At 65.4% G+C, this 17,519-nt stretch carries 13 protein-coding genes; 5 read left to right on the top strand and 8 right to left on the bottom strand.

Annotated features, from left to right (window positions below):
• The coding region (locus V6M49_RS18530; RefSeq protein WP_332762603.1) for an MFS transporter at window positions 1–1,099 on the top strand (1,099 nt) is incomplete at its 5' end.
• A gap of 307 nt (window positions 1,100–1,406) precedes the next feature.
• Here V6M49_RS18530 and nhaA read toward each other — a convergent pair.
• Window positions 1,407–2,756, bottom strand: coding sequence for a Na+/H+ antiporter NhaA (nhaA, locus tag V6M49_RS18525; RefSeq protein WP_332762601.1), 1,350 nt, complete (start codon window positions 2,754–2,756; stop codon window positions 1,407–1,409).
• A 173-nt stretch (window positions 2,757–2,929) separates the two neighbouring features.
• Between nhaA and V6M49_RS18520 the strand changes: the two genes are divergently transcribed.
• Window positions 2,930–3,799, top strand: coding sequence for an alpha/beta fold hydrolase (locus V6M49_RS18520; RefSeq protein WP_332762599.1), 870 nt, complete (start codon window positions 2,930–2,932; stop codon window positions 3,797–3,799).
• An 85-nt stretch (window positions 3,800–3,884) separates the two neighbouring features.
• On the opposite strand, the gene V6M49_RS18515 is transcribed toward V6M49_RS18520, so the two are convergent.
• From V6M49_RS18515 to V6M49_RS18490, 6 genes are all read right to left on the bottom strand, one after another.
• Window positions 3,885–4,223, bottom strand: coding sequence for a hypothetical protein (locus V6M49_RS18515; RefSeq protein ID WP_332762597.1), 339 nt, complete (start codon window positions 4,221–4,223; stop codon window positions 3,885–3,887).
• Between the two features lie 90 nt (window positions 4,224–4,313).
• Window positions 4,314–6,290 carry an amino acid transporter gene (locus V6M49_RS18510; RefSeq protein ID WP_332762595.1) on the bottom strand — a complete coding sequence of 659 codons (1,977 nt, stop codon included), beginning with the start codon at window positions 6,288–6,290 and terminating at the stop codon, window positions 4,314–4,316.
• Between the two features lie 165 nt (window positions 6,291–6,455).
• Window positions 6,456–7,139: a response regulator gene (locus V6M49_RS18505; RefSeq protein ID WP_332762593.1), complete on the bottom strand. Its 684-nt coding sequence runs from the start codon at window positions 7,137–7,139 to the stop codon at window positions 6,456–6,458.
• Window positions 7,136–9,706: a DUF4118 domain-containing protein gene (locus V6M49_RS18500; RefSeq protein WP_332762591.1), complete on the bottom strand. Its 2,571-nt coding sequence runs from the start codon at window positions 9,704–9,706 to the stop codon at window positions 7,136–7,138. Before V6M49_RS18500 ends, V6M49_RS18505 begins: the two co-directional genes overlap by 4 nt.
• Before the next feature lie 111 nt (window positions 9,707–9,817).
• Window positions 9,818–11,437: an ABC transporter permease gene (locus tag V6M49_RS18495; protein WP_332762589.1), complete on the bottom strand. Its 1,620-nt coding sequence runs from the start codon at window positions 11,435–11,437 to the stop codon at window positions 9,818–9,820.
• Window positions 11,437–12,348 carry an ABC transporter ATP-binding protein gene (locus V6M49_RS18490; RefSeq protein WP_141139696.1) on the bottom strand — a complete coding sequence of 304 codons (912 nt, stop codon included), beginning with the start codon at window positions 12,346–12,348 and terminating at the stop codon, window positions 11,437–11,439. Before V6M49_RS18490 ends, V6M49_RS18495 begins: the two co-directional genes overlap by 1 nt.
• A gap of 360 nt (window positions 12,349–12,708) precedes the next feature.
• Between V6M49_RS18490 and V6M49_RS18485 the strand changes: the two genes are divergently transcribed.
• Together V6M49_RS18485 and V6M49_RS18480 are read left to right on the top strand one after the other, a co-directional pair.
• The gene (locus V6M49_RS18485) at window positions 12,709–14,094 is read left to right on the top strand and encodes an amino acid permease (protein WP_332762587.1); all 1,386 of its coding nucleotides are present in this window, start codon (window positions 12,709–12,711) and stop codon (window positions 14,092–14,094) included.
• Window positions 14,095–14,159: 65 nt separating this feature from the next.
• The gene (locus V6M49_RS18480) at window positions 14,160–15,524 is read left to right on the top strand and encodes a TrkH family potassium uptake protein (protein WP_332762585.1); all 1,365 of its coding nucleotides are present in this window, start codon (window positions 14,160–14,162) and stop codon (window positions 15,522–15,524) included.
• A 70-nt stretch (window positions 15,525–15,594) separates the two neighbouring features.
• Here V6M49_RS18480 and V6M49_RS18475 read toward each other — a convergent pair whose 3' ends face one another.
• The gene (locus V6M49_RS18475; protein ID WP_332762583.1) at window positions 15,595–16,866 is read right to left on the bottom strand and encodes a glycosyltransferase; all 1,272 of its coding nucleotides are present in this window, start codon (window positions 16,864–16,866) and stop codon (window positions 15,595–15,597) included.
• 187 nt (window positions 16,867–17,053) lie between these two features.
• Here V6M49_RS18475 and V6M49_RS18470 point away from each other — a divergent pair, with 187 nt between their 5' ends.
• Window positions 17,054–17,416, top strand: coding sequence for a PadR family transcriptional regulator (locus V6M49_RS18470; RefSeq protein WP_141139692.1), 363 nt, complete (start codon window positions 17,054–17,056; stop codon window positions 17,414–17,416).
• The last annotated feature ends 103 nt before the right edge of the window (window positions 17,417–17,519 follow it).

Below are 17,519 nucleotides of genomic sequence, written 5' to 3'. Positions count from 1 at the left end.
CGTCTCCGAACCGGTGGCCGGCTACCTCGCCGCCGCCTACGCCGCCGTCATCGTGGTCACCGTGGTGCCCGCCGCACGGCTGCTCGGCAAGGTCCCGAAGCGCCCCCTGCTCGTGGCGCTCGTGCTGACGTTCGCGCTCAGCAATGCCATGGTGGGCCTCGCGCCCGACTTCACCTCCGCCATGATCGCGCGGCTGGTGGGCGGCCTGGCCCACGGACTGCTCTGGACCACCATGGCCCCCTATGTCGCGCGTGTGGTCCCGGCTGCCAAGGTGGGCAAGGCCCTGGCCATCGTCTTCAGCGGCAACAGCCTGGGCCTGGCCGTCGGCGCCCCGATCGGCACCGCACTTGGCGGCTTCCTCGGCTGGCGCGCGTCGTTTCTGGCCCTCGCCGGCTTCAGCCTGCTCCTCGCCGTCGTCGGATTCTTCCTGCTGCCGTCCGTCCGGCAGGCCGCCGGCGAGGCCCGCCCCTCCCTGCGCGCTGCCATCGCCCAGCCCGGCGTGAAGCCCGTGGCCATCGCCTGGCCGCTGCTGGTCCTGGCCCACTTCGCGCTGTTCACCTACATCGCCCCGTACATCCGCGACGCCGGCCTGCCCGACTACGCCATCACCCTCTCCCTCACCGTCCTGGGCGTCTCCGGCCTGCTGGGCATCTGGATCGCCGGGCTCACCGTCGACTCGCACCCGCGCCGTTCGCTCCTGATTACGACGGCGGCGATCGCCGTCTCGATGCTGCTGTTGCCGTTTGTGGGCGGCAGCCTCGCCTTCGCCCTGGTGCTGATGTCGGTGTGGGGCGCCGGTCTGGGTGCCATCGGCATCTACAACCAGTCGGCCATCCTCCGTGCCGGCCGCGAGAACAAGGACGCCGCCAACGGGCTCACGGTCCTGACCATCCAGCTGGGCATCACCATCGGCGCCCTCTACGGCTCCGCCGCCCTGGTGGTGGCCGGACCGCTGCTGGTCCCGGCCGCCGCGGCCCTCCCTGTCATCGCCGCACTGGTGATCGCCTGGGCCGGAAAGACGGCGGCGTACCCACCCGGCCCGCGCGAGTCGGTGTGGAAGAACCCGCGGCCCATCGAGGGGCGGGCGGGCACGCACTAACCCGATCTGACGAGGTTAACTGTCGCTTGTCCCGCTGAGCACCACGTTCACCGCTCCCTGTCAGCCCCACACGCTTCGCGAGCGAGACCGATGCCCATAACGATGAATATCGGCAGTGCAAACATGAACGTCAAGAGGAACTGCGCAAACCCTGTGAGGTATCCGAAGGCCTCAACGAACTGACCGGCCGCTTGCACGCGGTGGAAGTCGAAGCGCTGGAAGGCCTCGATGACGACACGTGCCCATGCCACTAGCCGGGCATTAGTGGCATGGAGGTTTACCGGTGGCTGGTCGGGTGCAGCTGGGGTCAGGGGCGCCGGTCCTGATGGTAGACGTCGGGGATGCCGTCGTGGTCGGAGTCGATTTCTTCTTCGGCTTCTGCCAGCCGGTACTGCCGGTTTCTGGTGCTGAGTACCGCGGCGGCCAGTAGTGCAGCGATGACGGATGCGGTGAGGATGCCTACTTTGGCATGATCGTCATGAATGTTTCCGTGACCGAAGCTCAGTTCGGCCACGAGCAGGGAAACGGTGAATCCGATGCCCGCGAGGACAGAGACTCCGAAGATGTCGACCCATCTAAGGGAATCGTCCAGCCGTGCCCGGGTTGCCTTCGTGAGAATCCAGGTGGTTCCCAGAATGCCGGCGGGTTTGCCCAGGACAAGGGCAAGGATGATGCCCACGGCAACCGGGTCGGTCAGCGCTGAGACCAGGCCATCCCAGCCTCCGACAGCTACACCTGCGGAAAAGAACGCGAAGATCGGCACGGCGACGCCGGCAGAGATAGGGCGGAAGCGGTGCTCGAAGGTTTCCGCCAAACCCGGGCCGGCGCCGCGTCCGCCGCTGATCTGTGACCGGATGACGGGGACCGCGAATCCCAGCAGCACGCCGGCGACGGTGGCGTGGATGCCTGAGGCGTGCACGAGCGCCCATGTGGCGATGCCAAGGGGCAGCAGGATAAGCCACGCCGCCGCCAGCCGGGTTCCGAAGAACCGCCGGTATTTCTGGGCCAGGAACGTGTAAAGGCTCAAGGGGATCAGTGCCAGCAGCAGCGGCGCGGGCTGGATGTCGGTGGTGTAGAAGATAGCGATGATACTGATTGCGATCAGGTCATCGACTACCGCAAGGGTCAGCAGGAAGATCCGCAGGGCGCTGGGCAGGTGGGACCCGATGATCGCCAGGACGGCCACGGCGAAGGCGATGTCGGTGGCGGTGGGAATCGCCCAGCCCCGCAGTGTTTCCGGATCCGTGAGGTTGATCAGGGCGTAGATCATCGCGGGAACAACGACCCCGCCAACCGCCGCCGCTATTGGGACGATGGATTTGCTGATCTGCCGCAGGTCTCCTGCGACGAACTCCCGTTTGAGTTCGAGGCCGACCAAGAAGAAGAAGACGGCCAGCAGTCCGTCCGCCGCCCAGGCTCCGAGGCTGAGGTCCAGGTGCCAGGGCTCGTAGCCGATCTTGAAGTCCCGCAGGGCGAAATAGCTTTCGGCCCACGGCGAGTTCGCCCAGATGAGCGCTATAACGGCGGCGCCGACCAGCAGGGCGCCTCCGACGGCTTCTTTCCGCAGTATCGCGCCGATGCGCAGGGCTTCGGCATAGCTACCGCGTCCGAAGACGGTGGATCCGCGCGGCGGAGTTGAGGGTGGGTTCTGGTTCATGGGGTCCTGATCGTTGGGTCGACAAATACTGTGCCGACCAGACTTCCCGGCTCACCTGCCCCCAGTCTACGGGCGGGGGGCCACTGAACCCGCCGTTACCGGAATGGGGCCCCTTCCACACATTCTGGCGCGCTGCATGGTGGTGTCGGAGACTCTCGCCATAGGGTTGGACAGTGAGCAAGACTCGAGTGATCCAAACACGCCTGGGTCCTGTGGAAGTCATGTACCGGCCCGGGGACAAACCGGCCGTGCTGTTCTTCCCCGGTGGACATTGCTCTGCGGCCAGCGATTGCGGTTGGAGCCTTTACACCTCAGAAGGGCACGGGGTGCTGGCCTTCTCACGCCCTGGCTACGGGAACACAGACGTGGGGCGCCTGTATGCCGCCGAGTTTGTCCCGGCCGTGGCTGAGTGCTGCGAGGATCTGGGTATCGACCAGACTGCAGGCGCTGTTGGCGTCTCCTTCGGCGGCATGCAGGCCCTTCACACGGCACGGTCCCTTCCCGAATTGGTACCACGGCTGGTCCTGCATAGCTGCGCTCCTTCAACGGTCGCATATCCGGACACACGCCTCGAAACACTGTTCGGCCCATTGGCTTTCTCTCCCGCGCTGCAGAGCTTGACGTGGAAGTCGGTGGCACGCTTGATCGATTCCGATGCCGGGCTACGCCGGATGGTCGGCGCACTATCAAAAACGCCTGTAGACGGCTGGTGGCAGACCTGGTCTCTGGAGGACAAGGACCGGGCACGGGAGTTGTTCCGGACGATGCGCTCCGGTAGCGGGTTCGTCAACGATCTGCAGCAGGCCCGACCCGACCGTGCCTGGTATCGCCGACTGGTCCAAACCCAGATCAGCTGTCCGACGTTGGTGACTGCGTCACGCCATGATGCCGGTGTCTCTTTCGCCCACGCAGAAGACTACACACGCACCATCCCCGGAGCCACGCTCGTCGAATTGTCCACCCCGAACCATCTGTTCTGGCTCGGACCGGCGCACGCAGAAGCCCAAGCGGCTGTCAGTGCCTTCATGACATCTAATGCCTGAGTACATCTGCGGGACGCCAACTGAGGGTGTGATAAACGCAGCGCCTCGTTGGGGACGCGTTGCCTAACGCCCTCACGGGACGGAACTATGTGTCGGTTCGGGGGATGCTGGCGGCAACCTCTACGGCTTCTTCGTAGCTTGACGGTGGGTTCTGGCGGAATGCAGCATCAGCGTCGACGCGGAGCACATCGGAGGCCAGAACCCGCACGTGAACACGCTCCTCGTGGGCTGCGCTGCAGGCCAGGACATCGCCGCGAACTTCGGATCCGTGAGAACCCGGGTCCGGAGATATCTGGAAAATAATCCACCACGTGGCTCCGGCCTCGTCCGTGAAGAGGTAGCCCGCCGGCGGGCGATAGGCAGCGCCCTCCACTCTGCGGCCTTCGTAGCCCTCCACGGCACCTGGCGACGCAGCGAACCTCACCCCGCCCTCTGGATCTCTTTGATGCCAGCCCATCGGCAGGCTCCGCCTCTCCTTGGTTGAACGAATGTGATGGTGTGGGCTGGTCCACGGTCAGCCGACGTGGACCCACGGGCGGTTGGTGACATCGGGCACGGCCTCCCGCAGCACTTCACGGGTGACGGGAGCGATTTCGCCCTCGCCGAGGAACAGGAACCGCAGGAGGTTAGTCACCGGGTTGCCTTCAGTCCAGCGGAAGTAGATGTGGGGCATTAAACCTGTCACGTCCCGGATATGAAGCAGGACGGAAGCAATGGTGTTTGGCACGACAGGGCCGTGGACCTCCAGGATGCGGTACCCATGCCGCGTCACGCCGCGCACCTGCAGTTCCGTTTCGAAGTCGGAGGAATCATCCACTATCACTTCCAGGAACAGAGCCTCGTGTTCGAAGGGCAGATGACTGACCTCAATGGCGGACCTCAGCTTGTCCCGGTACGCCTCGGCGGAAGTGCGGAGTGGTTCATGGGCGATGATCGCTATGGGTCCGTCGACGTTGGGGGACATGAATTGCAGCGCTTCTTGATCAAGGTGAACCCGGGTGGCGTGCAGTTCAAAGGAACGCCGGATCCGCGAGAGCAGTGAGATCACAATGATGCCCAGGATGAAGATACCCGCGATCCTGATGCCTTCAGGCCGTTCGAAGATGTTGGCGATGGTGGTGTAGGTGAACACCACGGCGATCATGCTGAATCCGACAGTGCGTTTGCGCTGTTTCCGGCGCCGGGCCGAGAGCGTGACTGCAACGGCGGCCGAGGTCATCAGGACCAGCACGCCGGTGGCATATGCCCCACCCTGGGCATTCACGTCAGCGTCAAAGAGGTAGGTGATCAGGAACCCAACCAGCGTGAAGACGAGCACCAGGGGGCGGACAGCTTTGGCCCATCCTGGCGCCATCCCATACCGGGGAAGGTATCTGGGGACCAGGTTCAGCAGCCCGGCCATGGCGGAGGCGCCGGCGAACCACAGGATCGCGATGGTGCTGATGTCGTAGATACTGCCGAACCCGACGCCGAGGTATTCGTGGGCGAGGTAGGCCAGGGCGCGACCGCTGGCCACTCCACCGTCCTGGAATTCCTGCTCCGGGATCAGCACCACTGTGATGAAGCTGGTGGTAATCAGGAAGGTGCTCATAATTACGGCGGCCGTTGTCAGCATGCGGCGCGTTCCGCGGATGCGGCCCGCAGGATTTTCCTCGGTATCGTCCTCGTCGCCCCTGACCTGTGGCATAACCGCCACTCCGGTTTCGAATCCGGACAGTCCCAGTGCCAGTTTCGGGAAAACGAGCAGGGCGAAGGCAACCGCCATGAGGGGATCGCCGTGGGAAGTCCACAATGCCGTCGACCAGTCAGCGACGGCAACAGGGTGGGTGAAGACTTGAACAGTTGCTGCGACCACGATGACGGCGTTGAGGCTGAGGTACACGACAACAATCGCGACGGCGACCCCGATGGCTTCCTTAAAGCCGCGCAGGAACACGGCCGCCAGGAGAGCCAGGAGGAAGAGGGTGACCAGGACGTTCTGCCCCTGGAACCCGGCGGGAACTAAGGGGTTGTGGATCAGGTGCTCGCTGGCATCCGCGGCCGAGAGGGTCATGGTGATCATGAAGTCAGTGGCGGCGAACCCAAGCAGGACAAGGACGAACAGCTTGCCGCTCCAGCTCGGCAGCAGCCGTTCGAGCATGGCAATGGATCCCTCACCGCGGGGGCTGTCGCCCGCGACCCTCCGATAAACGGGCAGGGCGCCGAAAAGAGTGACGGCGACCAGCACCGTTGTGGCCAGTGGAGAGATGACACCGGCAGCCAAGGCCGCGATCGCGGGCTGATAGCCCAGCGTGGAAAAGTAGTCCACGCCTGTCAGGCACATCACCTGCCACCAGGGATGCTTTTTCTCGTGGGCGGTGGTGATACCGCCGGGGCCCAGGTGGGTGCCCTTGCTGTCTTGGAGTCCGAAGAGCAGCCAGCTCTTCAGTGTCTGTTTCCCGGCCGGCTTGGGGGCCGAGGGGTCTGCAGGCGGCCTGCTCAACGTGGTCATTGGTTCCTTTCCGCACGGCAACTTGCACCGCAACCAGAGCGAAACTAACACCGGCGCCGAACCGCGGACCGAGAAAGGGGCGTTTTTTGATGAATCCTTTACGCCGCCACGTCCGGGACCTCAGACCGACGCCGGATCTCGAGGCGGCCGCCGTTCAGAGGCGGACTAAGGCTCGAAGCGGTATCCCATTCCGGCTTCGGTGAGAAGGTGGCGGGGCCGAGCCGGGTCAGCTTCAAGCTTGCGGCGCAACTGTCCCATATAGACACGCAGGTATTGAGTTTCGCCGTCGTAACCTGGGCCCCAGATCTTCGCCAGCATCTGCTGCTGGGTGATGAGCCGTCCCGGGTTGCGGACCAGCAGCTGCAGGATGGCCCACTCCCGCGGGGTGAGCCGCACGGGTGCGCCGTCGCGGGTCACTTTCTGGTTTCCGAGGTCCACTTCGAAGTCCCCGACGTCGACTGTCAGGTCTTGTTCGTCTCCGTCGGATGTTCCGAGGCGGCGTTCGGCAACGCGCAACCGTGCCAGAAGTTCATCCAGACCAAAAGGTTTGGTCACATAGTCATCCGCTCCCGCGTCGAGGGCCCTGACTTTGTCCACGGACCCGTGCCGGGCAGAGAGAACAATGATCGGCGTGCTGCTGGAACGGCGAATTTTGGTGATGACGTCCACGCCATTGATGTCGGGCAGTCCAAGGTCCAGAACGATGAGATCCGGATGGTGGCTCGCGGCGTGCTGAAGAGCCATGGTCCCGTCCAGCGCGGTCAGCACCTGGTATCCCTCGGCGTGCAGGTTTACCTGCAACGCTCGCAGGAGCTGGGGTTCGTCATCTACGACAAGTATGGTCCTCATGGCTCATCTCTTTCGCCATCGCGGGAATTGAGATGCGAGTTCCATCCGGCGGAAAGAGGGAGCCGGATCACGATCGTCAGTCCTCCCCCTGGCGTCGGTTCTGCCGTCAGCAGTCCACCCATGGCTTCGGTGAAACCTTTCGCGACAGCCAGCCCCAGCCCTATGCCGAGGCCTTCCGGCGCATCATCGAGGCGCTGGAACGGTTCAAACATGGCGACCACGTCCGCTGCCGGCACACCCTGACCGTGGTCCACGATCCGGAGTTCTCCGCAGGGACGTCCTTCGATGGTGGCGGCCCCTGATCCGCTGGAGGGTCCGATGATGACAATGTCAGAGCCGGGGGCGTATTTCAGGGCGTTCTCCACGATATTGGCGATAACGCGTTCCAGCATGCCAATGTCGGCATCGATGGCTGGCATGTTCGGAGCAAGATCAATCCGTATGGCTCCTTCCGGCAGCCCCCGCAGCGCATCTTCGATGGCATCACGCCAGGTCACCGGAGATGTGAGCGGGGCGGTGGATCCGCTGGATATTCGGGACATGTCCAGGAGGTTCGCGATCAGGGCATCGAGCCGATCGGAATAGGATTCGATGGTGTTGAGCATTTCGTCCTGTACCTCTTCAGGAAGCCGTCGCTTCTGGCGCTGCAGAGCGGTGACGGCAAGCTTGATTCCCGCCAGCGGTGTCCGAAGGTCATGGCTGACCGCACGCAGAATGGACGTCCGGATGCTGTTGCCCTCCGCCAGTTTCGTGGTCTTCTTTAGTCTGAGGTGGAGTGCATGGCGCTGCCGGAGTAAGAGCAGGTGTGCCCCGTGCGCTGTCAGCATCCGCCGCTCCCCGGCGGTGAGCGTCCTGCCCGAGACCACCAGTGCGGTCTCCGGATCTGCCATTTCACACGCATCGGCGTCGGATTCCCCCGACCCTGGAGCCGGCGGCGGCGCTTCTCCTGAATGCGCCTGAAGATCCCAGCCACCAGCGTCCGCAGCTCTGGTGAACAGTCCGGCGGAGCGGACCTGGAAGGTCTCACGGACCTTGTCCAGGAATGCCGCAATGGTGTCATCTTCGATCAGGGCGTCCCTGGCCAGGTCCGCCAATGTCGCCGCCTCGGCACGGGCACGGGCAGCCTCCTGTGCCCGCTTGGCCGAGAGACCCACGACCAGGGACACAGCAATGGCAGCACCCACGAACACGAGCAAAGCGAACAGATTCTGCGGGTCATTGATGCTGAAGCTCCCGACGGGATCAGTCTCGAAGTAATTGAGCAGCAACGAGTCCAGAATCGCAGCGAGCACCGCGGGCCACAGACCCCCGATGAATGCCACCGCCATCACTCCGGTCAGATGGACCAGCACATGAGTTGCAAAGTTCAACTCCGGGCCAAGCGACATCAACGCGGTGGCCAGGACAGGGACGAGTACCGCCAAGACAAAGCCCACGGTAGTTCTGGCCCGCCCCAGCCCTCCGGAGCTGACCTTGGGCAGTCCGCGACTGCCCAGGGGGTGGGAGACCATGTGAACGTCGATGTCGCCGGAGCCCCTAACCACCTTGGACCCCACGCCGCTGCCCAGCAGCCGGCTGCTCAGCCGGCCCCGCGAGACCCCCACGACAATCTGGGTTGCATTGACGCTACGGGCAAACTCCAGCAAAGTCTCTGCTATGTCGTCGCCGGATACCGTGTGGTAACTTCCGCCCAGATCGGTCACAAGCTGGCGCTGAGCCTCCAGAGCCAGCGGCGACTCCGCAGGTTGGCCGTCAGAATGGCGAACATGAACAGCCAAAAGGTCTCCGCCATTTACCCTCGATAGAATCCTCGATGCCCGCCGGACGAGCACCTCGCCCTCCGGGCCCCCTGTGAGGCCGACGACCACCCGTTCGCGCGCCGGCCAGTTTGCTGTGATGCCCTGGCTGGCCCGGTATTTCGCCAGCCCTTCATCGACTCTGTCTGCCAGCCAGATCAGGGCGACCTCCCGCAGCGCGAAGAGGTTGCCGAGCCGGAATTCATTTGCCAGGGCAGCGTCAACTCTGTCTCTGGGATAGATGTTTCCATCAGCGAGCCGCTGGCGCAGCAATTCCGGAGAAATGTCCACGAGTTCGATCTGATCTGCCCTGCGCACGACCTCATCAGGAATCGATTCGTTCTGAGGCACCTGGGTGATGGCGGACACGACGTCCCCCAGAGAGGCAAGGTTCTGGACGTTAACGGTGGAGAGCACATCAATGCCTGCGTCGAGCAGCGCCTCGATGTCCTGCCACCGCTGAGCGTTCCGACTCCCAGGAGCGTTGGCATGAGCATACTCATCAACGACGGCAACCTCAGGGTGCCGGGCCAACACTGAATCCACGTCCATCTCCTGCACGCCAAGGCTGTCGGGCTCCGCCAGCCGCGCGGTAATGACCTCCAGCCCTGTCATGAGTTCCCGCGTTTCCAGCCGGCCATGGTCCACGGCGATGCCGACAACAACATCCCTGCCGCCGCCGAGCAACTGGTGGGCCTCCTGCAACATGGCAAAAGTCATGCCCACCCCCGGCGCTGCCCCCAGAAAAATGCGAAGAGTTCCCCTTGCCATATCCACAGTCTGTCAGTTCCCAACCCGGTCCAAGTCATGGTCACCCCGGGCGCTGCGGAGCTACGCGCCGTCCAGTCCTGACCCCGGCGGGAGGTTCGCACATGACGCCCTTCACGCGGTGAGGTCACGGCGCTGGACGCAATAGGCAGCCAGGGATGCCAAGGCCGCCGCGATGACGGCCATGGCCAGCGCCCCTGCCGGGTCGAACGGTTCCACGGGCATGGCCGAAGAATGCCGGAACGGGCTCACGTCCTGCAGCCACACCGGCAGGCCGAACAACTCCCCGAATTCGCCCAGGACGAGCCCTGCCGCCAGCATCCCCCAACCCAGCAGAATACTGAGCCGCGGTACGGACGCGAAGACCACGGAGGCCGCGGCCAGGAACACCAGTGCGGCCGGAACGTGCGCCAGCGCTGCGGCCACCAAGTACCCGGCGGGTCCGTTGGCCGCGCCCGAGAGTCCCAGGCCGAGGGCGGCAGCGCTGCCGGCTGTTCCTGCGACCACGACAGCGGAGACGGCCGCGATGACCACGTTCGCACCAAGCCACCGGGCCCGGGACAGCGGCGCGGCCAGAAGGAGCTCGGATCTGCCCTCGGCCTCTTCTGCCCGCATCCGCAGCACCGCCTGGATGCCTGCCGCGGCCGCGAACACGCCGGCCACGCCAAGCAGGGCCGTAACGAACACGTCGATCAGGCCGGCCTGGCCGCCGGGCACGAGCCGGGAAATCAGGTCCCGCAGCGGCGCCACACTGGACACCGTCTCCGAAACCAGGGGACCCAGGGCGCCCGCCACGGCGCCCAATGTCGCTGCCCCGATGCACCATCCGGCCAGGGTTGAGCGTTGCAGGCGCCAGGCCAGGCCCACGAACGAGGTGCCTCCGGCTCCGGCCCGCTCCCTGCCGTCACGCTGGGGCAGGAGGCTGGCGCCCATATCCCGGCGTCGCCGGATCAGCGTGGCGGCTGCTCCCAAGGCCACTGCGGCGGCGAGGAGTACCAGCAGCGCGGACAGGTCGAGGCTGGTGAACGGCCGTGATCGCTGGCCCCAGCCGATGGGCGAGAGCAACGACGGCCACGCGCTCGTCACGTGCAGCAGGTCCGCCGCCGGAGTCCCCAACGCGTCCCCCACACCCCGGAGCAGATACGCCGCCCCCACCACGCCCGCGGCGGCACCGTTGGCACTCCGGCCCGTGGGCAGGAATTGGGCAGTGACAGCGGCAAGGCCCACAAAGATGAGACCGACAGCGCCGACGGCTGCACCCGCGCCCGCTGCGCCGGGAACGTCCAGCCCGGCCGCGACGAAACCGGCGGCAACGAACACGGCCAGCAGCAGGTTCGCGGCCGCGCCCAGCAGAAGCGTCGCCGCCAGGGATGCTGCCCGCGGGAGCGGGACCGAGCTGAGGAGTTCGGCCCGTCCCAGCTCTTCATCGGTGCGGGTGTGCCGCACCACCAAGAAAGTACTCATCAGTCCCGCCAGCACGGCCGTGAAGGCGTAGCCCTGGAAGAACACGACCGGCCCGATGCCGGTGCCGTCGGGCAGGCCGCGGAGGAAGAGGAACGCAGGGTTCGTAGCTGCCAGGGTCAGGATCGCAGCCTGCGAGGGCTCGTCACCAAATTGGGTGACGACCGCGGTGGAGGTCGCAAAGCCCAGCAGAGTGATACCCAGGATCCAGACGGGCAGCGTCACCCGGTCCCTGCGTGCCTGGAACAGTGCCAGCCGCAGCACCCCGGGCATCACCGAACCTCGCTGTCATTGCGGTCACTGTAGTGGCGCAGGAACAAGGACTCCAGGGAAGGGGGTGCGACGGATAGCCCGCTGATCCCTGGCTCGGCGATGCCGGCCAGGACAGCACCCAGGTCGGCGGCATCGGCGTCGAACTCGGCGGAGGCGCCGTTTATGCTGATCCCGTGTGTGCCGGGCAGAGCCGCCAGCTGTGCCGGCTCGGCCAGTCCCGTGACCCGGAAATGTGTCCGTTTCAGGTGCCGGAGTTCGCCCAGGGTCCCGCTCTCGACCGCTTTTCCGGACCGGATGATGGTGATCCGGTCACAAAGCTGTTCTACCTCGCTGAGAATGTGGCTGGAGAGCAGGACGGTCGCCCCGTCCCTGCTGACCCTTTCGATCTGGCGGCGGAACACGGCATCCATCACCGGGTCCAGACCCGCGCTGGGCTCATCCAGCAGATACAGCCGTGCCGGGCGGGAGAACGCGGCGATCAGGGCGACCTTCTGCCGGTTGCCCTTCGAGTAGGTGCGGGCCTTCTTCCGCGGATCGAACTCAAACTCCTCGATGAGCTCACGGCGCAGCGTTTCGTCGGCACCGCCGCGCAGGCCGGTGAGCAGGTCGATGACTTCCCCGCCGGAAAGGTTGGGCCACAAACTCACGTCACCGGGAACGTAGGCAATGTCCCGGTGCGTGCTGACGGGGTCGCCCCAGGGGTCCATCCCGAGCACCCGGACGGTACCGGTCGTCGGGCGGATGAGGCCCAGGAGGATCCTCAGCGTTGTGGATTTCCCCGCACCGTTGGGGCCCAGAAATCCGTGAATTTCACCGGCGGCGACGCTCAGGTCCAGGCCGTCCAGTGCCCGTGTCCTGCCGAAATCCTTCACGAGGCCGAGAGTTTCAATAACAGGTGCTGCTGCATTCATGAGCCGTCCGCTCCTCAGGTCATCACACGAACACCCGAGGCGGTCGCCAGGGCGTTCCGCAGGCATCGCCCACGGGCCGACCAGGCTTCCCGGCTCTCCGATCCACAGCATACAAGCACCCCAACGGACTCGGAAGGGCAGCACAATTCTCCCCCGGCCCGGGGGTGCGAAATTACTGAGGCAGAGCAGTCAAGGTTTTGCAGGCCCGTTGAGCAGCGGCGTTAAGGATTCGTAAATACTCCGCAGTAGGCGGCGGTGCTCGCAATTTCCGGTGTTACGCTCCGTGATGTTCTCGGCAGGACGGCCGGTGCACAGACCGGTACAGGCAGGGCGGGCCGACGAGCGGAAAGGAACCATCCGATGCCGGCACCTGACAAGGTAGCCCCAGGGCGCGGACTCCGGTCCCGGACAGCGCTGTTGCTGGCATTCTCGTTTGCCGTGATGGCCGACCCCGTGTCTTCAGTCGCATACGCCATTGAAGCTGCGCTCCGCGCACTGAACGGCGACCTCGCCCTGCTCGTGCCCACCATGATTCTCGTCGTGGCGATCATCGCCCTGGTGATCCTCAATTACCGGCAACTGGTGATCCGTTACCCGCAAGGCGGCGGAGCGTCGGCAGCAGTCGGTGAAGCCTTCGGGGACCGCTGGTCCTTCATACCCATCGGCGCATTGGTAGTCGATTTCGTCCTCACGATCGCCATCAGCGTCTCGGCCGGGGCGTCCGCGGCAATCGCATACTTTCCCGCCCTCGCGCCCTGGCGGCTGCTGCTCGCCCTGGCACTTGTCATCCTTGTCGGCGCCGCAACATGGTTCGGGCATCTGGGGCGGCTGGTGTTCGCCGCGATGACCGTGGGGTTCATCATCGTCTCCGCCCTCGTCCTCTTCTACGGCCTGGGCGCCACCCCGCACCCGGTGGGGACCATCACCGACACCCCCGGACACGCCCCGGTCATCGCCGTCGTACTGGCCTTCCCCGTGGCCATGGCCCTGGCCACGGGCGTGGAAGCCCCGTCGTCGGCGATCGCCCAACTGGGCCAACTCGATGACGCCGGCCGGAGCCGCTTCGGGAGGGTCACGCTGTGGCTGACCCTTGCCATCGTCGGATCGATCACCCTGGGCCTGACGCTGGAAGCGGCGCACCTGCAGGTCGGCATCCCGCCCGAGGACAGCACTCAAATCGCTGAACTGGCCCGGCTGGCGGCTCCCGGCCCGGTCTTTGCCGCCTTCCAGCTCGTTACCGCCCTGCTGCTTCTCTCCGCCGCCAGCTCCTCGTTCCAGGCAGGCCCCGGTCTGCTCAAGGCCCTCGCCCGCCATACCAACAGGCAGGGCGCTACCGTCGGCATCCTTCCTCCCGTGCTGGGACGCACCAACACCCACCACACTCCCTACTGGGGCGTGATGCTGTTCACCGCTCTGGCATGCGCCGTCACCGCCGCGGCCGGCGGCATCGACCAGGAACTTGTGCTCTTTTACGCTGTGTCGGTTTTCCTGAGCTTCCTGGCCGGCCTGCTGTCGATGGCCCGCTTTTCCCACAATGACCACCGCCGCGGCTACCTCATCATGAATGTGGCCGGCGCCGCCGTGGTGGCGTTCACCCTGATCGCCAACCTTTCCCGGGGCCTGCCGATTATCAGCCTGGCCGCAGCCTTGATCATCGCGGCCGTCCTGTACTGGGCGTGGGTCAGGGCCGGGCGGCCGCGGGGTATCCGCAACGTCGAAGCAGAAGCCGAGGAGATCTCAGAGTGAGGGCTGACGGAAGAGAAAAGGGTCTGAAGATCCGCAATGCCGCCCCCTTGAAGGGCGGCCGGCGAATGCCATCTCGGATCAGGGCCCAAGGCGACAGCATCGGACGCGGGCTGCTGCATCCCGTCCGTTCGGTACCCCTGGCGTTCCTCGCCGTGATTCTCCTGGGCGCCGGACTCCTGATGCTGCCCGCCGCCCGTACGGCAGCAGAGGCCGACCCGGTACTTCCTGCCCTGTTCACAGCCGTCTCGGCTGTCTGCGTCACAGGCCTGATCACCGTCGACACCCCAACGTTCTGGACGCCTTTCGGACACGCCGTGATTCTCGGGCTGATACAAGTCGGCGGATTCGGCATCATGACACTGGCAACATTGTTGGCGCTGCTCGTGCGTAAGAGCATCGGGCTCCGGGGCCAGCTGGTCGCACAGTCCGAAACGCACACCCTGAACTTCGGCGACGTCCGCTCGGTCCTTTTCCGCGTCGCCCGGATCATGGTTGTTTTCGAAGCCATCACGGCGGCCGTTCTGACGGTCCGCTTCTGGTTTGCCTACGACGACAACCCGGGCACAGCCCTCTGGCACGGGACGTTTCATGCTGTTTCAGCGTTCAACAACGCCGGCTTCGCCCTCTACAGCGACAGCCTGATCAGCTTCGCCGACGACCCCTGGATCATCATCCCGGTCTGCATGGCGGTGATCGCCGGAGGGCTCGGATTCCCCGTACTCATCGCCCTGCTGAGGGGCGGTGTCAGGATAAAAGACTGGACCGTCCACCTTCGTCTGACCGTCTACGGCACGCTCGTACTCCTCGCGGCCGGGTTCGCGCTCTTCGCAGCCCTGGAGTGGAACAGGGAGGAGACCCTGGGGTCCATGTCACTGGGAGGGAAACTCCTGGCGACCCTGGCAGGAAGCGTCTTTCCCCGCACCGCCGGATTCAACAGCATCGACTACGCCGCTGCCGCACCCGAGACGCTGATGGTCACTAACATCCTGATGTTCATCGGCGGGGGCAGCGCAGGCACCGCCGGCGGCATCAAGATCACCACGTTCCTGGTCCTTGGATTCGCGATCTGGAACGAAATCCGCGGCCGGGACCACGTCACCATCGCCCACCGCTCCATCAGCTCTTCCGTGCAACGCCAGGCCCTGTCCGTCGCACTTCTCGGTGTCGCCGCGGTGGTCAGCGGCACCCTGCTGCTTCTCATGTTCACCGACCACAGCCTGGACAAGGTCCTCTTCGAATCCATTTCCGCGTTCGCCACCGTAGGACTGAGCGCCGGCATCACTGCCAGCCTTCCACCCAGCGCCCAGTGGGTGATCATGGTTCTCATGTTCACGGGCCGTATCGGCACCATCACCGTCGCCTCCGCCCTCGCACTGTCCGCCCGGCCCCGGCTCTACCAGCTCCCGGAAGAACGACCCATCATCGGCTAGCCTCGCGCCTCGCACCATGGGAAACACCCAGCAAGCCAGAGCTGGCACACCCCCGCCACGCGCCCCGTGCTTATGGCTCCGCGATGCGCTCCAGTGCGGTCACCGCTGCGGATATTCCGTCCTCGGCGCGTACACGGTGGCCCATTTCTTCGGCGGCGCGTGCCATATCGGGATCTGTGGCGGCGGTGGTGATGGCGGAGGCGAGGCCGGCTGCCGTGAGGTGGCGTTGCGGCTGTGGTGCGGGAGCGACGCCGCGGTTGTGTGCGAGCCGGGCCCAGAACGGCTGGTCGGCAACGAACGGGCACACCACTTGCGGGCGCCCGGAGGCGAATGCGGTGCCGGTTGTCCCGGCGCCCCCATGGTGAACCACGGCAGCCACGCGAGGGAACAACCGTTGGTAGTCCACATCCTCCACGGCAAGAACATCATCACCTGACGTGCTGCTGTCCAGTCCGCCCCATCCTGCGCCGACCACCAGGCGTGTCCCTGCCCGGCGTGCGGCTTCCAAGACCAGGGCGGTGGTGCGCACGGGGTCTAGGCCGGACATCGAGCCGAACCCGACGAACACCGGCGTGTCACCGGCGCGGAGGAAGTCCTCGACTTGCGGCGGCAGTGCCTCGTCCGAGGGCGGGAGAAACCAGTAGCCGGTGGTGTGCACCGAGTCCGGCCAGTCCGGTGGCGGGGGCAGCACCGAGGGACTGAACGCGTGCAGTACCGGAGCCTGGCCGTTGTCGGGTCGACGCAACGGGTCGTGCCGACCGCGGCGGCGAGGGAGACCGAGGGTTTCTTCGCGCCACCGGTCGACGACCCGGCCGAACATCGCCGCCGCGCCCTGCATTCCCTTGAATGTGGCCCGATTTGCCAGAGCCGGCAGCCATGTCGGCAGTTCCACGCCCGGCCAGGGAAACTCGCTGGTCGGCACGTACATTGGTATCGGCAGAGCAAGCACCGCCGGGATACCGAGCTTCTCGGCCACGTGCTGCCCGGCGATGATCTGGCCGTTGTGCACCACGACATCCGCACCGGCACCCGCACCGTGTGAGGCGACGGCCCAGCAGTCGGCCAGCAGTTGGGTGAACATGGCCGGCATGGTCCGCACCTGTCGCAGGCGTGCCCCCATCCCTCCCTCGATCATCGCACCCACACGTGCCGGGTCGTCCATCAACCGCATCGGGCCGTCATCCACTCCAGCGAAGGGCACGCCATGACCGGCGACGAATCCGGCGAACCGTTGCGGCGCGGCGAGCACCACCTCGTGCCCGGCAGCGAGCAATCCCCGAGCCAGCGCTATGAACGGCTGGACATCCCCGCGCGTCCCCAGCGTCATGATCAATACCTTCAATGGTAAGTCTCCTGTCAGGTGAGGTAGCGATGGTGAACGCCTCACTCCGCATGGCCGCTGCTGGTCCCGGCCGCCGCGGCCCATCGAGGAGCGGGCGGGCACGCACTAACTCGATCTTACGACGCCGCTTGCTATACCTAGAACTGCTATGCTCCAATGCCTTACAGTTCTATGTATAGGAGGTGCCATGCGCATCGATAAGGACCTGGTCGCCGCGTCGGCAACCCCGCTCGTGCTGGGGATACTGACGGAGGGCGATCTGTACGGCTACGCGATCCTCAAACGCGTGAGTGAGCTGTCGGGCGGGGGCATGCAATGGACCGACGGCATGCTCTATCCGCTGCTTCACCGGCTGGAACGGCTCGGCTACGTGTCGTCGTTGTGGGGCACCTCCGAGGCCGGGCGCCGGCGCAAGCACTACGCGATCACGCCGGCCGGCCGGGATGCACTCGCCGACAGGCAGGAGCAGTGGTCCGTCGTCGCCTCGGCACTGCGCCAGGTGTGGCAGACGGCCCAGCAACCGCCCGCCCCGGCCGCGGGATGGGCATGATGGAGCCGCACGCGGAACTGGAGGCCCAGATCGAACAGTGGCGCGGATACGTCCAGCGCCGCCAGGCGATCTCCGCCGCCGACATCGACGAGCTGGAGGACCA

This window comes from Pseudarthrobacter sp., from assembly GCF_036675385.1.
In the GTDB taxonomy this organism is placed as follows: domain Bacteria; phylum Actinomycetota; class Actinomycetes; order Actinomycetales; family Micrococcaceae; genus Arthrobacter.
The sequence above is the reverse complement of the archived record's forward strand: the minus strand, read 5'-3'. Positions and strand labels throughout refer to the sequence as shown.